Below are 17726 nucleotides of genomic sequence, written 5' to 3'. Positions count from 1 at the left end.
ACCCCGGCCTTAGACGGCCATCAGGTCCTTTTCCTTGGCTTTGAAGGCGGCATCGACTTCGGCAACGTACTTGTCGGTCAGTTTCTGGATTTCGTCAGCGGCACGACGCTCTTCGTCTTCGCTGATTTCCTTGTCCTTGGTCAGCTTCTTCAGGTCGGCCAGGGCGTCACGGCGCACGTTGCGCACGGCTACCTTGGCATCCTCGGCAACGCCGCTGGCCTGCTTGGTGTAGCCCTTGCGGGTTTCCTCGGTCAGGGCCGGCATCGGCACGCGGATGGTGGTGCCGGCGCTGGACGGGTTCAGGCCCAGGTCGGAGGTGAGGATGGCCTTCTCGATGGCGGCGCTGAGGTTCTTGTCGTGGGCGACGATCTTCAGGGTGCGGGCATCTTCGACGGTGATCGCGGCCACCTGGTTCAGCGGCATCTCGCTACCCCAGGCCGGGACCTTGACGCTGTCCAGGATGCTCGGGTGGGCGCGACCGGTGCGGATTGCCGCCAGGTTGCGGGCCAGGGCCTCGAGGGACTTGGTCATGCGCTCCTGCGCGTCTTTCTTGATGTCGTTGATCATGCTTGGCCTTCCTCGATCAGAGTACCTTCAGCGCCACCCACCACGATGTTCAGCAGGGCGCCAGGCTTGTTCATGTTGAATACCCGCAATGGCATCTTGTGGTCACGGCACAGGCAGATTGCGGTCAGGTCCATCACACCCAGCTTGCGATCCAGGACCTCGTCGTAGGTCAGGTGATCGAACTTCTCGGCATGCGGGTCCTTGAATGGATCGGCAGTGTACACACCATCGACCTTGGTCGCCTTCAGCACCACGTCGGCATCGATTTCGATGGCGCGCAGGCAGGCCGCGGAGTCGGTGGTGAAGAACGGGTTGCCGGTACCGGCGGAGAAAATTACCACATCCCCGGAGTTGAGGTGGCGAATAGCTTTGCGACGATCGTAATGATCGGTGACACCGACCATGGAAATGGCCGACATGACCAGGGCCGGGATGTTCGAGCGCTCCAGCGCGTCGCGCATGGCCAGGCCGTTCATCACGGTGGCCAGCATGCCCATGTGGTCACCGGTGACGCGGTCCATGCCGGCTGCGCTGAGCGCGGCGCCGCGGAACAGGTTGCCACCACCGATCACCAGGCCGACCTGGACACCGATCCCTACCAGCTGGCCAACTTCGAGGGCCATGCGATCCAGCACTTTCGGGTCGATCCCGAAGTCTTCCGAGCCCATCAGGGCCTCGCCGCTAAGTTTGAGCAAAATGCGTTTATAGCGAGGTTGGCGACCACTCACCTGCTGAGCCATTGCGAGTCTCTCCTGCGGCGTACTTTTAGAAAATTCGTGCGGGCTGTTTGCAGCCTGCTAACTGTAGCGTGGCACCGTTTTGGTGCCAGCGGCGGCAGGTTTTATAAACCCTTCGCCGTTTTGACAAAGAGGCTGCGCGCGTGAGCGGGCAGCCTCTTCGGGGCGACAGACGGGGCTGTCTTACTGCTTGGCAGCAGCTACCTGAGCGGCAACTTCAGCAGCGAAGTCGTCGACTGGCTTCTCGATGCCTTCGCCTACCTTGAAGTAGGTGAAGGAAACGATTTCAGCACCGGCTTTCTTGGCCAGCTCGCCAACCTTGACTTCCGGGTTCATGACGAAGGCTTGCTCGACCAGCGAGGCTTCGGCCAGGAACTTCGAGATACGACCTTTGATCATGTTCTCGACGATGTTTTCCGGCTTGCCGGCGATCTTGTCAGCGTTCAGCTGCAGGAAGACGCCCTTCTCGCGCTCGATGGCTTCGGCCGATACTTCCGACGGCAGCAGGAACTCAGGGTTCGAAGCTGCAACGTGCATGGCGATGTTCTTGGCCAGATCGACGTCGCCGCCTTTCAGGACAACGGCAGCGCCGATCTTGTTGCCGTGCAGGTAGGCACCGACAACGTCACCTTCAACGCGCACCAGGCGACGGATGTTGACGTTCTCGCCGCACTTGGCAACCAGGGCTTCACGAGCAGCTTCACGCGAGGCGATCAGCGGAGCAGCGTCGGTCAGCTTCTGGGCGAAGGCTTCTTCGATGCTGTCGGCAACGAAGTTCTTGAAGTCGTCTTGCAGGGCCAGGAAGTCGGTCTGCGAGTTCACTTCCAGCAGGACGGCGGATTTACCGTCGGTCTTGACGGCGATAGCGCCTTCAGCAGCGACGTTGCCAGCCTTTTTGGCGGCCTTGATGGCGCCCGAGGCACGCATGTCGTCAATGGCTTTTTCGATGTCGCCGCCGGCCTTTTCCAGGGCCTTCTTGCAATCCATCATGCCTTCGCCGGTACGCTCGCGCAGTTCTTTGACCAGCGCTGCAGTAATTGCTGCCATTTCAAAATCCTCTTGGAAAGTTTTTCAACCATTCCACCCGTTCGTCACGGGCGTTCAATTCTGCAAATCCGCTGTGTTTATCTCAGCGAGCCCATGATGCGGGGCCGATGCTGACAGCAGGATTTCAAGGTGGCAAAAAGGGGGCAGAGCCCCCTTTTTGCGTGCCAAGTCGACGCTAGCGTCTAATTACTCGGCAGCAGGTGCAGCCGCTTCTTCAGCGTAAACTTCGGTGCCGCCGGCAACGTTGTTACGGCCGCGGATGACTGCGTCAGCCATCGAAGTCATGTACAGCTCGATAGCGCGGATGGCGTCATCGTTACCTGGGATGATGTAGTCAACACCTTCCGGGCTGCTGTTGGTATCGACAACGCCGATAACCGGGATGCCCAGCTTGTTGGCTTCGGTGATCGCGATGCGCTCGTGATCAACGTCGATAACGAACAGAGCGTCTGGCAGACCGCCCATGTCCTTGATGCCGCCCAGGCTGCGATCCAGTTTTTCCAGGTCGCGGGAGCGCATCAGGGCTTCTTTCTTGGTCAGCTTGGCGAAAGTGCCGTCTTCGGCCTGGGTTTCCAGGTCGCGCAGACGCTTGATCGAAGCGCGGATGGTCTTGTAGTTGGTCAGCATGCCGCCCAACCAACGGTGGTCAACGTACGGCGAACCGCAACGAGCAGCTTGCTCGGCGACGATCTTGCCGGCGGAACGCTTGGTGCCGACGAACAGGATCTTGTTCTTGCCCTGGGCCAGGCGCTCTACGAACGACAGAGCGTCGTTGAACATTGGCAGGGTTTTTTCCAGGTTGACGATGTGGATCTTGTTACGCGCGCCGAAAATGTACTTGCCCATTTTCGGGTTCCAGTAACGGGTCTGGTGGCCGAAGTGCACACCGGCCTTCAGCATATCGCGCATGTTGACTTGGGACATGATAGTTCCTTGATAAGTCGGGTTGGGCCTCCACGTATCCCAATGACCAACCCGCGAATTCTGCAACTCGGGGCACCCAGGTCATCGTGTCGACACGTGTGTGGGTTAAGTGCTGACGGGGTCGTCCCCGAAAGCGGCGCATTTTATACCACAGACCGCGGCCGAACGGAACCCGGATACTGTTGCGTCCGTCAGCGGTTTTTGCAGCACCCCGGCTTTCGCGCCAGAATGCCAGTTCATGGATGGCAGCTTTCAGGGCAGTTGGGGCCGCTGCGCGCCCCATCGCCGGCAAGCCAGCTCCCACAAGCGTAATACGATTCCTGTGGGAGCTGGCTTGCCGGCGATGGACTGCGCAGCAGTCCCAATTCTCCATCCGTATGCCGACCGATCGGCGCCCTGCTCTGCTAGAATCCGGCCTTTCCCGTTTGTTCGCGCCGCATGCGGCGCTGTAGAGAGCCTGTAATGACCGTCACCATCAAGACCGCAGAAGACATCGAGAAGATGCGCATCGCTGGCCGCCTGGCCGCCGACGTGCTGGAAATGATCGAGGAACACGTCAAGCCCGGTGTCACCACCGAAGAGCTGGACCGCCTGTGCCACGACTACATCGTCAACGTCCAGCAGGCCATCCCGGCACCGCTCAACTACAAGGGCTACCCGAAGTCGATCTGCACCTCGATCAACCATGTGGTCTGCCACGGCATCCCCAACGACAAGCCGCTCAAGGACGGTGACACGCTGAACATCGACGTCACCGTGATCAAGGACGGCTACCACGGCGACACCAGCCGCATGTTCCACGTCGGCACCGTGCCGGTATGGGCCGAGCGCCTGTCCAAGGTCACCCAGGAGTGCATGTACAAGGCCATCGAACTGGTCAAGCCGGGCTGCCGCCTGGGCGACATCGGCGAAGTGATCCAGAAGCACGCTGAAAAGAACGGCTTCTCGGTGGTGCGCGAGTTCTGCGGCCACGGCATCGGCAAGGTGTTCCACGAAGAGCCGCAGATCCTGCACTACGGCCGCGCCGGCACCGGCATGGAGCTGAAGGAAGGCATGACCTTCACCATCGAGCCGATGATCAACCAGGGCAAGGCCGACACCAAGGTGCTGGGCGACGGCTGGACCGCCATCACCAAGGACCGCAAGCTCTCGGCCCAGTGGGAACACACCCTGGTGGTGACCGCGACCGGCTACGAGATCTTCACCCTGCGCAAGGACGACACCATCCCGCGCACCTCGGCCTGACCGCACTCCCACAGGCCACCCCCACGACAGGAACGTGACGCGATGCCCCAGGTGGACCCCGAGTTGTTCGACCGCGGCCAGTTCCAGGCGGAACTGGCCCTCAAGGCGAGCCCCATCGCCGCCTTCAAGAAAGCCATCCGCCAGGCCGGCGAGGTGCTCGACAAGCGTTTCCGCAGTGGCAGCGAAATCCGCCCGCTGATCGAGGCCCGCGCCTGGCTCGTCGACAACATCCTGCAACAGGCCTGGAACCAGTTCGACTGGGGCGACCAGAGCGGCATCGCCCTGGTCGCGGTGGGTGGTTACGGGCGCGGTGAGCTGCACCCGCATTCGGACATCGACCTGCTGATCCTGCTGGGTGCTGCCGAACACGAGCAGTATCGCGATGCCATCGAGCGGTTTCTCACCCTGCTGTGGGACATCGGCCTGGAAGTGGGCCAGAGCGTGCGCACCGTCGACGAGTGCGCCGAGCAGGCCCGTGCCGACCTGACGGTCATCACCAACCTGATGGAAAGCCGCACCGTTGCCGGCCCCGAGGCCCTGCGCCAGCGCATGCTGGAGGTGACCAGCACTGCGCACATGTGGCCGAGCAAGGACTTCTTCCTGGCCAAGCGAGCCGAACTCAAGGCCCGCCACCACAAGTACAACGACACCGAGTACAACCTCGAACCCAATGTGAAAGGTTCACCCGGCGGCCTGCGCGACATCCAGACAGTGCTGTGGGTGGCCCGCCGCCAGTACGGCACCCTCAACCTGCACGCACTGGCCGGCGAAGGTTTCCTGCTGGAAAGCGAGAACGAGCTGCTGGCCTCGTCCCAGGACTTCCTGTGGAGGGTGCGCTACGCCTTGCACATGCTGGCCGGGCGCGCCGAGGACCGCCTGCTGTTCGACCACCAGCGCAGCATCGCCGCGCTGCTGGGCTACAGCGACGACAACCCCAAGCGGGCGATCGAGCAGTTCATGCAGCAGTACTACCGGGTGGTAATGAGCATCAGCCAGCTGTGCGACCTGATCATCCAGCACTTCGAGGAGGTCATCCTCGCAGATGACGACAGCGGCACCACCCAGCCGCTGAACGCGCGCTTCCGCCTGCATGACGGCTACATAGAAGCGGCCAGGCCGAACGTGTTCAAGCGCACGCCGTTCGCCATGCTGGAAATCTTCGTGCTGATGGCCCAGCACCCCGAGATCAAGGGCGTACGCGCCGATACCGTGCGGCTGCTGCGCGAGCACCGGCACCTGATCGACGATACCTTCCGCACCGATATTCGCAACACCAGCCTGTTCATCGAGCTGTTCAAGTGCGAAATCGGCATCCACCGCAACCTGCGGCGGATGAACCGCTACGGCATCCTCGGCCGCTACCTGCCGGAGTTCGGCCTGATCGTCGGGCAGATGCAGCACGACCTGTTCCACATCTATACGGTCGATGCGCACACCCTCAACCTCATCAAGCACCTGCGCAAGCTGCAATACACGCCGGTGTCCGAGAAATTCCCGCTGGCCAGCAAGCTCATGGGCCGCCTGCCCAAGCCCGAGCTGATCTACCTGGCTGGCCTGTATCACGACATCGGCAAGGGCCGCCAGGGCGACCATTCCGAGCTGGGCGCCGTGGATGCGCAGAAGTTCTGCGAGCGCCACCAGTTGCCGGCCTGGGACAGCCGGCTGATTGTCTGGCTGGTGCAGAACCACCTGGTGATGTCGACCACCGCCCAGCGCAAGGACCTGTCCGACCCACAGGTGATCAACGATTTTGCCCTGCACGTGGGCGACGAGACGCGCCTGGACTACCTGTACGTGCTGACCGTGGCCGATATCAACGCCACCAACCCCAGCCTGTGGAACTCGTGGCGCGCCAGCCTGCTGCGCCAGCTGTACACCGAGACCAAGCGCGCCCTGCGCCGTGGCCTGGAAAACCCGCTGGACCGCGAGGAGCAGATTCGCCAGACCCAATCGGCGGCGCTGGATATCCTGGTGCGCGAAGGCACCGACCCGGACGACGTCGAGCAGCTGTGGTCGCAGCTGGGCGATGACTACTTCCTCAAGCACACCGCTGCCGACGTGGCCTGGCACAGTGACGCGATCCTCCAGCAGCCGGCCGATGGCGGGCCGCTGGTGCTGATCAAGGAAACCACCCAGCGCGAGTTCGAGGGTGGCACGCAGATCTTCATCTATGCCCCCGACCAGCACGACTTCTTCGCCGTGACGGTGGCGGCCATGTCGCAGCTGAACCTGAACATTCATGACGCGCGAATCATCACCTCGAGCAGCCAGTTCACCCTCGACACCTACATCGTGCTGGACAACGACGGCGGCTCGATCGGCGACAACCCGCAGCGGGTCAAGCAGATTCGCGACGGCCTGACCGAAGCGCTGCGCAACCCCGAGGACTACCCGACCATCATCCAGCGCCGGGTACCGCGCCAGCTCAAGCACTTCGACTTCCCGCCACAGGTGACCATCCTCAACGATGCCCAGCGGCCGGTGACCATCCTCGAAATCACCGCGCCCGACCGCCCAGGCCTGCTGGCCCGGCTGGGGCGGATCTTCCTGGAGTTCGACCTGTCGCTGCAGAACGCCAAGATCGCCACCCTTGGCGAGCGGGTGGAAGACGTGTTCTTCATCACCGATGCCGACAACCAGCCGCTGTCCGACCCACAGCTGTGCAGCCGACTGCAGGAGGCCATCGTCCAGCAGCTGCAGGCCGGCCAGGCCAGCGATGCCAGCCCCACCCGCGTGACCTTTTAACGACTAGACGATTGACGAGACCTTGCGCCGATGAACCATGCCTTGACCCAGCTTCAGCCCTACCCGTTCGAGAAACTCCGCGCCCTGCTGGGCAGCGTTGCACCTGCGGCGGACAAGCGCGCCATCGCCCTGTCGATCGGTGAGCCGAAGCACGAATCGCCGGCGTTCGTCGCCCAGGCCATGGCCGACAACCTCGACAAGCTGGCGGTGTACCCGAGCACCATCGGCCTGCCCGCCCTGCGCCAGGCCATCGGCCAGTGGTGCGAGCGGCGCTTCGGCGTACCGGCCGGCTGGCTGGATGCCGACCGCCACATCCTGCCGGTCAACGGCACCCGTGAAGCGCTGTTCGCCTTCACCCAGGCCGTGGTCAACCGCGCCGATGACGGCCTGGTGGTCAGCCCCAACCCGTTCTACCAGATCTACGAAGGCGCAGCGCTGCTGGCCGGTGCCACCCCGCACTACCTGCCGTGCCTGGAAAGCAACGGTTTCAACCCCGACTTCGACGCCGTGCCGGCTGAAGTGTGGAAGCGTTGCCAGATCCTGTTCCTGTGCTCGCCGGGCAACCCCACCGGCGCACTGGTGCCGATGGACACCCTGAAGAAGCTGATTGCCCTGGCCGACGAGCACGACTTCGTGATTGCCGCCGACGAGTGCTACAGCGAGCTGTACTTCGACGAGGATGCCCCGCCACCAGGCCTGCTGACTGCCTGTGCGGAACTGGGCCGCAGCGACTTCAAGCGCTGCGTGGTATTCCACAGCCTGTCCAAGCGCTCCAACCTGCCGGGCCTGCGCTCGGGCTTCGTCGCCGGTGACGCCGAGATCATCAAGCCGTTCCTGCTGTACCGTACCTACCACGGCTGCGCCATGCCGGTACAAACCCAGCTGGCAAGCATCGCTGCCTGGCAGGACGAGGCGCATGTGCGCGAGAACCGCGACCAGTACCGCGCCAAGTACGATGCCGTGCTGGATATCCTGCAGCCGGTGCTGGACGTGCAGCGCCCGGATGGCAGCTTCTACCTGTGGGCCAAGGTATCCGGCGGCGATGCCGAGTTCACTCGCGACCTGTTCGAGGCCCAGCATGTGACGGTGGTGCCGGGGTCGTACCTGTCGCGCGAAGTGGATGGCGTGAACCCGGGCGCCGGGCGTGTGCGCATGGCACTGGTTGCACCGCTGGCCGAGTGCATCGAGGCGGCGGAGCGGATTCGCGCATTTCTGCAGAACCGCTGACCGCCCAATTCGCGGGCATGCCCGCTCCCACACGTACAGCACAAGCCGAGAAAGCGGTGCAGTACCTGTAGGAGCGGGCAAGCCCGCGAAGGGCCGCAAAGCGGCCCCCTGCGGTCTACCTGACTGACCCCAGGTTCGCTTCACTCATATCCAGCTCACCCAACACCTGCCGCACCACTTCATCCCCCACCTGATGCTGGCGATGCAGTTCATACAGCTCCAGCCGCTGCGCCCGCAGCGCCCGCAAGCGCAAACGCCGCTCCAGCAGGTCCATCTGCTCGGCCAGCGCCTTGGCTTCGGCACTGTCGTTGTAGCTGTCCAGCTCATCGCGGTATTCCGCCATCAAGCGCGCCTTCAACTCGGTCGCCAGGGTCGCCTGCGCGGCATCCTGCGGCGCATTGCTGTCGATCACTTCCTCTGCCTCCAGTGCATGGATCGCCGCCTCGGCCGTGCGTCGCCAGGCCTCCTGCACCTCCTGGTGCAAGCGCTCGTCCGGGCTCTTGGTCACCCCGCGCAGCAACAGCGGCAACGCGATACAGGCACTGATCAACGACAGCAGGATCACCCCGGCCGCAATGAAGATCAGCAGGTCACGCTCCGGGAAGGCCTTGCCTGCTCCCATCAGCAACGGAATCGACATCACGCCGGCCAGGGTGACCGCACCGCGCACACCACCCAGAGTCAGCAACCAGCAGGAGCGCGCCGTGGGCATCAGCACCAGCGCCGGCTTGCCGCGCCAGCGGCGTACCACACCGATAGAGCGCCAGATGCTCTGGACCCAGATGAACCGCAGCAAGATCAGCGCCACAAAGATCGCCACCACGTCCAGGCAGCGCCAGGCCAGGGTCGGCCAGACGGTGGGTTCATGGCTGACCACGGCCTTGATGATGTCCGGTAACTGCAGGCCCAGCAGCAGGAAGATCAGGCCGTTGAAAGCGAACTCCAGCAGCGACCACACGCTGCGGTTGAGCAGGCGCGTGCTGGTCTGCCGTGGCAGCAGGTCCAGCCAGCTCTGCATCATGCCGGCCGCTACCGCCGAAAGGATGCCCGACACGCCCAGGCGCTCGGCCAGCACGTAGGCAGCGAACGGCAGCAGCAACATGAACACCACGTGGGTGGCCGGGTCGTCCCAGCCGCGGGCGATCATCCAGGCACGCAGGCGGCCGATCAGCCAGCTCAGGGCCACGCCCACCGCCAAGCCGCCCAGGGCGACCAGCACGAAGCTGAAGCTTGCGTCGGTCAGCGAGAACACCCCGGTGATCGCCGCCGCCAGGGCGAACTTGAAGGTCACCAGGCCCGAGGCATCGTTCATCAGGGCCTCGCCCTGGAGCATGTGCATCAGCGGGGTGGGCAGGCGGTCCTGGGTAATGGCCGAAACCGCCACGGCGTCGGTCGGCGACAACACTGCGGCCAGGGCGAAGGCCACGGGCAGCGGGATGCTCGGCAGCAGCCAGTGAATGAAGTAACCGGCCCCGACCACGGTAAACAGCACCAGCCCCACGGCCAGCGCCACCACCGGCCCACGAATGCGCCACAACTCACGCTTGGGAATGCGCCAGCCGTCGGCGAACAGCAACGGCGGCAGGAACAGGAACAGGAACAGCTCGGGGTCCAGTGCCACATGCAGGCCCAGTGTCGGCCACGCAAGCAAGGCGCCGGCGGCGATCTGTACCAGCGGCAAGGGCAGCGGAATCATGCGGCCGACCAGCTTCGACACGCTGACCAGCGTCAGCAGGATGAGGACGGTGTAGGCGGACTGCATCCGGGAAAGCTTCCTTTGTGAACCAGAAACGACAACAGGGCGAAACATCGCCATTGAAACAATATGTTAGCGGCGATGTGGGATTCGGGGCCGCTGCACGATAGTCGCAGGGGGCGGATGAATATGTAACATGATGATACTTGGGGCTGATGGCGGCGTAGGGTCGAGGTCGTATCGGCTTGGAGGCGCATGCCTTGAGTGCTATGGGGCTGCTGAGATCGAGCGCCGCCCGCGCGGCGCATCGCCGGCAAGCCGGCTCCCACATCTGTTTCGGGCCAGTCTCTTCTGTGAAATTACCGCTGCCCGCCCTGTTTGTTCCCTTCGATACTGAAGGTATCGCTTCTGCTTCTCACCAAAATTCAGTCATGCACTAAGGGTTCGCGCGGCTGAGGTGCAGGAATAACTGGCCCGAAACAGATGTGGGAGCCGGCTTGCCGGCGATGCGCCGCGCGGGCGGCGCTCGGTCTCCGACACACTGCAAGACCCAAGACATGCACACCCGTGGCGCTCACAGGATCGTTCCCGCATAATCCCGCGACTGAAATCGGAAAACGGAGAGATTGGGGCAGCCTGTGATCCCCAATGCACACAATGACCTACACGCTCTACGGCATCAAAGCCTGTGACACCATGAAAAAGGCACGTACCTGGCTCGAAGACCAGGCCATCACCTACGAATTCCACGACTACAAGGCCCAAGGCATCGACCGCGACAGCCTGAACCGCTGGTGCGACGAACACGGCTGGGAAGTCATCCTCAACCGTGCCGGCACCACCTTCCGCAAGCTGGACGACGCCAGCAAGGCCGACCTCGACCAGGCCAAGGCCGTCGAGCTGATGCTGGCCCAGCCGTCGATGATCAAGCGCCCGGTGCTCGACCTTGGCGCGCGTACCCTGGTCGGCTTCAAGCCCGACCTGTACGCCGCTGCCCTGGCCTGAGCCCCTACCCTATTTCGCACGAGGTAATCACATGTCCAATACCCTGTTCAGCCTGGCCTTCGGTGTCGGCTCCCAGAACCGCCAGGGCGCCTGGCTGGAAGTGTTCTACGCACAACCGCTGCTCAACCCGAGCGCCGAACTGGTCGCTGCAGTAGCCCCTGTTCTCGGTTACCAAGGTGGCAACCAGGCCATCGCCTTCAGCAACGCCCAGGCCGCGCAACTGGCCGAAGCCGTGAAAGGCGTTGATGCCGCCCAGGCCGCCCTGCTGACCCGCCTGGCCGAAAGCCACAAGCCGCTGGTCGCCACCCTGCTGGCCGAAGACGCCGCGCTGACCTCGACCCCAGAGGCCTACCTCAAGCTGCACCTGCTGTCGCACCGCCTGGTCAAGCCGCACGGCGTGAGCCTGGCCGGCATCTTCCCGCTGCTGCCGAACGTGGCCTGGACCAACCAGGGCGCGGTCGACCTGGCCGAACTCGCCGAACTGCAACTGGAAGCACGCCTGAAGGGCGAGCTGCTGGAAGTGTTCTCGGTGGACAAGTTCCCGAAAATGACCGACTACGTGGTCCCGGCCGGCGTGCGTATCGCCGACACCGCCCGCGTGCGCCTGGGCGCCTACATCGGCGAAGGCACCACCATCATGCACGAAGGCTTCGTCAACTTTAACGCTGGCACCGAAGGCCCGGGCATGATCGAAGGCCGCGTTTCCGCTGGCGTATTCGTCGGCAAGGGCTCGGACCTGGGCGGCGGCTGCTCGACCATGGGCACCCTGTCCGGTGGCGGCAACATCGTCATCAAGGTTGGCGAAGGCTGCCTGATCGGCGCCAACGCCGGTATCGGCATTCCGCTGGGCGACCGCAACACCGTCGAAGCCGGCCTGTACATCACCGCCGGTACCAAGGTGAACCTGCTGGACGAGAACAACCAGCTGGTCAAAGTGGTCAAGGCCCGCGACCTGGCCGGCCAGACCGACCTGCTGTTCCGTCGCAACTCGCTGAACGGCGCGGTGGAGTGCAAGACCCACAAGTCGGCCATCGAGCTGAACGAGGCGCTGCACGCGCACAACTGAGAGCCCTTCAACCGCTGCCGGAGCTAGCTTGCTCGCGAACAGCGGATTCTCAGCGTTTGAAATGTTAAGATCGGGTCTGGCACCACGCCAGACCCGATTTTCATTCCAGGCCCCGCGACCATGTTTCAGCCCTCCCCCTGGCGTGCCGATTTTCCCGCCATCGCCGCCCTGCAACGGCAGCACCAGACCTACCTGGACAACGCCGCCACCACCCAGAAGCCGCAAGCCCTGCTCGATGCCCTGAGCCATTACTACGGCCATGGCGCAGCCAACGTGCACCGTGCCCAGCACTTGCCCGGCGCACTGGCGACTCAGGCCTTCGAAACCAGCCGCGACAAGGTTGCCGCCTGGCTCAATGCGGCAGACTCGCGGCAGATCATCTTCACCCACGGTGCCACTTCGGCGCTGAACCTGCTGGCCTATGGCCTGGAACACCGCTTCGAGGCCGGTGACGAAATTGCCGTCAGTGCCCTGGAGCACCATGCCAACCTGCTGCCCTGGCAACAGCTGGCGCGCCGGCGCAACCTGCGCCTGGTGGTGCTGCCGCTGGATGCCCATGGCCGCATCGACCTGGACCAGGCGCTGCAACTGATCGGCCCGCGCACCCGGGTGCTGGCGGTGAGCCAGCTGTCCAACGTGCTGGGTACCTGGCAGCCGTTGCCGGCGCTGCTGGCCCATGCCCGCGCCCAAGGCGCGCTGACCGTGGTCGACGGTGCCCAGGGCGTGGTGCATGGCCGCCATGATGTGCAGCAGCTTGGCTGCGACTTCTATGTGTTCTCCAGCCACAAGCTATACGGCCCGGAAGGCGTCGGTGTGCTGTACGGCCGCAGCCAGGCGCTGGAACTGCTGCACCACTGGCAGTTCGGTGGCGAGATGGTGCAACTGGCCGAATACCACAGCGCCAGCTTCCGCCCGGCGCCGCTGGGGTTCGAGGCAGGCACGCCGCCGATCGCCGGGGTGATCGGCCTGGGTGCAACCCTGGACTACCTGGCCAGCCTCGATGCCCAGGCGCTCGAAGCCCATGAAACCAGCCTGCACCAGTACCTGCTGCGTGGCCTGGCGGACCGCGATGGCGTGCGCATCCTGGGCACGCCACAGGCGGCCCTTGCCAGTTTTGTCATCGACGGCGTGCATAACGCCGACATCGCCCACCTGCTGACCGAGCAAGGCATTGCCGTGCGTGCCGGGCACCACTGCGCCATGCCGCTGCTGCAGGGCCTGGGCCTGGAGGGCGCGATCCGCGTGTCATTGGGGCTGTATAACGACAGCGATGACTTGCAGCGTTTCTTCGCGGCGCTGGATCAAGGCCTGGAGCTGTTGCGATGACCCTGCCGGATCAGGCGCGCCAGGCGCTGGAAGCTTTCGAGCAGGGCAAGGGCTGGGAACAGCGTGCGCGGCTGTTGATGCAGTGGGGCGACCGGCTGGAACCGCTGGCTGACACTGAAAAGACCGAGGCCAACCGGGTGCATGGCTGCGAAAGCCTGGTATGGCTGGTGGCCGAGCAGGTCGAGGGCTTGTGGCGGTTCAAGGCCAGCAGCGATGCACGCCTGTTGCGTGGGCTGCTGGCGTTGTTGCTGGTGCGGGTGCAGGGATTGGCCAGTGAAGAACTCGCCGGGCTCGATCTGCGTGAGTGGTTCACTCAGCTGGGCCTGGAGCGCCAGCTTTCGCCGTCGCGCAGCAATGGGCTGCATGCGGTGTTGCAGCGGATGGCGGAGCTGGCGTCCAACCGTTGAATCGGTGCTGGCCTCTTCGCGGGCTCGCCCGCTCCCACAGGTATCGCGTGGCGTTTTGGCTGGCGTTTACCTGTAGGAGCGGCCTTGTGTCGCGAAAGGGCCGCAAAGCGGCCCCGTCAATCTCTGTGGTGAAACTGGGAACCTGGGGCCGCTACGCGCCCCTTTCGCGACACAAGGCCGCTCCTACAAGGACCGAGTGGGCCAGAAGCAGTTATTCAGGCTTGACCCGCTCCGAAGGCCGCCGCGCCCCCGCTACCAGTTTTTCCACCGCCTTGCTCGCCGCCACCATGCCAAAGGTCGCGGTCACCATCATCACCGCGCCAAAGCCTCCCGCGCAGTCCAACCGCACGCCCTCACCCACGAAGCTTTTCTGCAGGCAAACGCTGCCATCGCCCTTGGGGTAGCGCAGCTGTTCGCTGGAGAACACGCATGGCACGCCATAGTTGCGGCTGACATTGCGCGAGAAGTTGTAGTCGCGACGCAGGGTGGAACGCACCCGCGAGGCCAGCGGGTCGTTGAAGGTCTTGTTCAGGTCGGCGATCTGGATCTGTGTCGGGTCGATCTGCCCACCGGCGCCACCCGTGGTGACGATGGCGATCTTGCGCCGCCGGCACCAGGCAATCAGCGCCGCCTTGGCCATGACGCTGTCGATGCAGTCGATCACGCAGTCGAGGTTCTCGGTAATGTACTCGACCATGGTGTCGCGGGTGACGAAGTCGGCCACTGCATGCACCGTGCACGCCGGGTTGATCGCCCGCAGGCGCTCGGCCATGACCTCGACCTTGGGCCGCCCCACCTGCCCATCCAGCGCATGGGCCTGGCGGTTGGTGTTGCTGACGCACACGTCGTCGAGGTCGAACAGGGTGATCTCGCCCACGCCACTGCGGGCCAGCGCTTCCGCCGCCCACGAGCCTACTCCGCCAATACCGACCACGGCCACATGGGCCTGGCCCAGACGGTGCAACCCCTGGTCGCCATACAGCCGGGCAACGCCGGCGAAGCGTGGATCTTCTGTGCTCATGTTCATACCCCAAAAAACCGGCGCGCATTATATGCCAGCGGGCCCATGACCTGCATCGTTAGGAAAGAGACTATCAACCCTGCTTTAATGTCCTATCACTTCGACACATATGGACGACAATGTCTTCACGTAAATTCGGCCTGAACCTGGTCGTGGTCCTGGCCATCGCCGCGTTGTTTACCGGGTTCTGGGCGCTGATCAACCGCCCGGTCTCCGCCCCCGCCTGGCCAGAACAGATCTCTGGTTTCTCGTATTCACCGTTCCGTCTGGGCGAAAGCCCGCAGAAGGGCCAGTACCCCAGTGACGACGAGATGCGCCAGGACCTGGAGCAGTTGAGCAAACTGACCGACAGCATCCGGATCTACACCGTGGAGGGCACCCAGGCGGATATCCCGCGCCTGGCCGAGGAATTCGGCCTGCGGGTGACGCTGGGCATCTGGATCAGCCCGGACTTGGAGCGCAACGAACGCGAAATCGCCACGGCCATCCAGCTGGCCAACACCTCGCGCAGCGTGGTGCGGGTTGTGGTCGGTAACGAGGCACTGTTCCGCGAAGAAGTCACCCCGGAAAACCTGATCAAGTACCTGGACCGGGTACGCGCAGCGGTCAAGGTGCCGGTGACCACCAGTGAGCAGTGGCACATCTGGAAGGAAAACCCGCAGCTGGCCAAGCACGTCGACCTGATTGCCGCGCACATCCTGCCGTACTGGGAGTTCGTGCCGATGAAGGATTCGGTCGAGTTCGTGCTCGACCGCGCCCGCGAACTGAAGCACCAGTTCCCGCGCAAACCCCTGCTGCTGTCGGAAGTCGGCTGGCCGAGCAACGGCCGCATGCGCGGCGGCGCCGATGCCACCCAGGCCGACCAGGCCATCTACCTGCGTACCCTGGTCAACACCCTCAACCGCCGTGGTTACAATTACTTCGTCATCGAGGCCTACGACCAGCCGTGGAAGGCCAGTGACGAAGGCTCGGTCGGCGCCTACTGGGGCGTGTACAACGCCGAACGCCAGCAAAAATTCAACTTTGACGGCCCGGTGGTGGCGATCCCGCAATGGCGCGCCCTGGCGGTTGCCTCGGTGGTGCTGGCGATGATTGCCCTGATGGTGCTGTTCATCGACGGTTCGGCCCTGCGCCAGCGCGGCCGCACCTTCCTGACCTTCATCACCTTCCTGTGCGGGTCGGTGCTGGTATGGATCGCCTACGACTACAGCCAGCAATACAGCACCTGGTTCAGCCTGACCGTGGGCGTGCTGCTGGCCCTCGGCGCGCTGGGCGTGTTCATCGTGCTGCTGACCGAGGCCCACGAACTGGCCGAGGCGGTATGGATACACAAGCGCCGGCGCGAATTCCTGCCGGTGCAGGCCGACAGCGCCTACCGGCCCAAGGTATCGGTGCATGTGCCGTGCTACAACGAGCCGCCGGAAATGGTCAAACAGACCCTCGATGCCCTGGCCGCGCTGGACTACCCCGACTACGAAGTGCTGGTGATCGACAACAACACCAAGGACCCGGCCGTGTGGGAGCCGCTCAAGGCCCATTGCGAGAAGCTCGGCGAGCGCTTCAGGTTCTTCCACGTCGCGCCCCTGGCCGGTTTCAAGGGCGGCGCACTGAACTACCTGATCCCGCACACCGCCAAGGACGCCGAAGTGATCGCGGTGATCGACTCGGACTACTGCGTCGACCGCAACTGGCTCAAGCACATGGTGCCGCACTTCGCCGACCCGAAGATTGCCGTGGTGCAGTCGCCGCAGGACTACCGCGACCAGCACGAAAGCGCCTTCAAGAAGCTTTGCTACAGCGAGTACAAGGGCTTCTTCCACATCGGCATGGTCACCCGCAACGACCGTGACGCGATCATCCAGCACGGCACCATGACCATGACCCGGCGCAGCGTGCTGGAAGAGCTGGGCTGGGCCGAGTGGTGCATCTGCGAGGACGCCGAACTGGGCTTGCGGGTATTCGAGAAGGGCCTGTCGGCCGCCTATGCCCACAACAGCTACGGTAAAGGCCTGATGCCCGACACCTTCATCGACTTCAAGAAGCAACGCTTCCGCTGGGCCTATGGCGCCATCCAGATCATCAAGCACCACGCCAGCGCCCTGCTGCGCGGCAAGGGCAGCGAGCTGACCCGCGGCCAGCGCTACCACTTCCTGGCCGGCTGGTTGCCGTGGATCGCCGATGGCATGAACATCTTCTTCACCATCGGAGCGCTGCTGTGGTCGGCGGCGATGATCATCGTGCCGCACCGGGTCGACCCGCCGCTGATGATCTTTGCCATTCCGCCGCTGGCACTGTTCTTCTTCAAGGTCGGCAAGATCATCTTCCTCTACCGTCGCGCGGTAGGGGTGAACCTGAAGGATGCCTTTGCTGCGGCGCTGGCCGGGCTGGCGCTCTCGCATACCATTGCCAAGGCGGTGCTGTACGGGTTCTTCACCAGCAGCATGCCGTTCTTCCGCACACCGAAGAACGCCGACAGCCACGGGCTGCTGGTGGCGATTTCCGAAGCGCGGGAAGAGCTGTTCATCATGTTGCTGCTGTGGGGCGCAGCGCTGGGCATCTACCTGGTACAGGGGCTGCCGAGCTCGGACATGCGCTTCTGGGTGGCAATGTTGCTGGTGCAGTCGTTGCCTTATGTGGCGGCGCTGGTGATGGCGTTCCTGTCTTCGCTGCCCAAGCCCGGGGAAAAAGCCGCCGAGGCGCAGCAAGCCTGAGA

General features: G+C 63.8%; 14 protein-coding genes. 8 read left to right on the top strand and 6 right to left on the bottom strand.

Features of this window, described 5'->3' with window-relative positions:
- Positions 1-9: 9 nt before the first annotated feature.
- From frr to rpsB, 4 genes are all read right to left on the bottom strand, one after another.
- The gene (frr, locus tag CAG22_RS09275) at positions 10-567 is read right to left on the bottom strand and encodes a ribosome recycling factor (protein WP_025337974.1); all 558 of its coding nucleotides are present in this window, start codon (positions 565-567) and stop codon (positions 10-12) included.
- Positions 564-1307, bottom strand: a complete 744-nt coding sequence (gene pyrH, locus CAG22_RS09270; RefSeq protein WP_003252294.1) for a UMP kinase — start codon at positions 1305-1307, stop codon at positions 564-566. Before pyrH ends, frr begins: the two co-directional genes overlap by 4 nt.
- 180 nt (positions 1308-1487) lie before the next feature.
- On the bottom strand, positions 1488-2351 hold the full coding sequence (gene tsf, locus CAG22_RS09265; protein ID WP_013971250.1) for a translation elongation factor Ts: 864 nt from the start codon (positions 2349-2351) through the stop codon (positions 1488-1490).
- A gap of 186 nt (positions 2352-2537) precedes the next feature.
- Complete coding sequence (gene rpsB, locus CAG22_RS09260; RefSeq protein WP_003252287.1) at positions 2538-3275, bottom strand: 30S ribosomal protein S2; 738 nt, start codon at positions 3273-3275, stop codon at positions 2538-2540.
- A 462-nt stretch (positions 3276-3737) separates the two neighbouring features.
- Between rpsB and map the strand changes: the two genes are divergently transcribed.
- From map to dapC, 3 genes are read left to right on the top strand one after another with little or no spacing between them, the layout of a single operon-like run.
- The gene (gene map, locus CAG22_RS09255) at positions 3738-4520 is read left to right on the top strand and encodes a type I methionyl aminopeptidase (RefSeq protein WP_025337973.1); all 783 of its coding nucleotides are present in this window, start codon (positions 3738-3740) and stop codon (positions 4518-4520) included.
- A gap of 42 nt (positions 4521-4562) precedes the next feature.
- Positions 4563-7265 carry a [protein-PII] uridylyltransferase gene (locus tag CAG22_RS09250; protein ID WP_085587676.1) on the top strand — a complete coding sequence of 901 codons (2703 nt, stop codon included), beginning with the start codon at positions 4563-4565 and terminating at the stop codon, positions 7263-7265.
- A gap of 30 nt (positions 7266-7295) precedes the next feature.
- A complete protein-coding gene (dapC, locus tag CAG22_RS09245; protein ID WP_085705340.1) occupies positions 7296-8492 on the top strand; it encodes a succinyldiaminopimelate transaminase in 1197 nt (398 codons plus the stop codon).
- A 115-nt stretch (positions 8493-8607) separates the two neighbouring features.
- On the opposite strand, the gene CAG22_RS09240 is transcribed toward dapC, so the two are convergent.
- Complete coding sequence (locus CAG22_RS09240) at positions 8608-10254, bottom strand: Na+/H+ antiporter (RefSeq protein ID WP_085705338.1); 1647 nt, start codon at positions 10252-10254, stop codon at positions 8608-8610.
- 591 nt (positions 10255-10845) lie between these two features.
- Here CAG22_RS09240 and CAG22_RS09235 point away from each other — a divergent pair.
- From CAG22_RS09235 to CAG22_RS09220, 4 genes are all read left to right on the top strand, one after another.
- Positions 10846-11193: an ArsC family reductase gene (locus CAG22_RS09235; RefSeq protein WP_170929287.1), complete on the top strand. Its 348-nt coding sequence runs from the start codon at positions 10846-10848 to the stop codon at positions 11191-11193.
- A 31-nt stretch (positions 11194-11224) separates the two neighbouring features.
- Positions 11225-12259 (top strand): 2,3,4,5-tetrahydropyridine-2,6-dicarboxylate N-succinyltransferase, encoded by a 1035-nt coding sequence (gene dapD, locus CAG22_RS09230; RefSeq protein WP_025337969.1) that lies wholly within the window; start codon positions 11225-11227, stop codon positions 12257-12259.
- Positions 12260-12379: 120 nt separating this feature from the next.
- Positions 12380-13585 carry a cysteine desulfurase gene (locus CAG22_RS09225; RefSeq protein ID WP_085587670.1) on the top strand — a complete coding sequence of 402 codons (1206 nt, stop codon included), beginning with the start codon at positions 12380-12382 and terminating at the stop codon, positions 13583-13585.
- Positions 13582-13992: a SufE family protein gene (locus tag CAG22_RS09220; RefSeq protein ID WP_085587668.1), complete on the top strand. Its 411-nt coding sequence runs from the start codon at positions 13582-13584 to the stop codon at positions 13990-13992. The genes CAG22_RS09225 and CAG22_RS09220 overlap by 4 nt, the downstream gene beginning before the upstream one ends.
- Before the next feature lie 211 nt (positions 13993-14203).
- Here CAG22_RS09220 and tcdA read toward each other — a convergent pair whose 3' ends face one another.
- Positions 14204-15013 carry a tRNA cyclic N6-threonylcarbamoyladenosine(37) synthase TcdA gene (tcdA, locus tag CAG22_RS09215; RefSeq protein ID WP_167506581.1) on the bottom strand — a complete coding sequence of 270 codons (810 nt, stop codon included), beginning with the start codon at positions 15011-15013 and terminating at the stop codon, positions 14204-14206.
- A gap of 119 nt (positions 15014-15132) precedes the next feature.
- Between tcdA and CAG22_RS09210 the strand changes: the two genes are divergently transcribed.
- Positions 15133-17724: a glycosyltransferase gene (locus tag CAG22_RS09210; RefSeq protein ID WP_013971241.1), complete on the top strand. Its 2592-nt coding sequence runs from the start codon at positions 15133-15135 to the stop codon at positions 17722-17724.
- Positions 17725-17726 lie beyond the last annotated feature (2 nt).

The sequence above is a fragment of the Pseudomonas sp. B8(2017) genome, from assembly GCF_002113575.1.
In the GTDB taxonomy this organism is placed as follows: domain Bacteria; phylum Pseudomonadota; class Gammaproteobacteria; order Pseudomonadales; family Pseudomonadaceae; genus Aquipseudomonas; species Aquipseudomonas putida_Z.
Note: the sequence above shows the minus strand (reverse complement) of the source record. Positions and strands in the feature narration are given on the sequence as shown.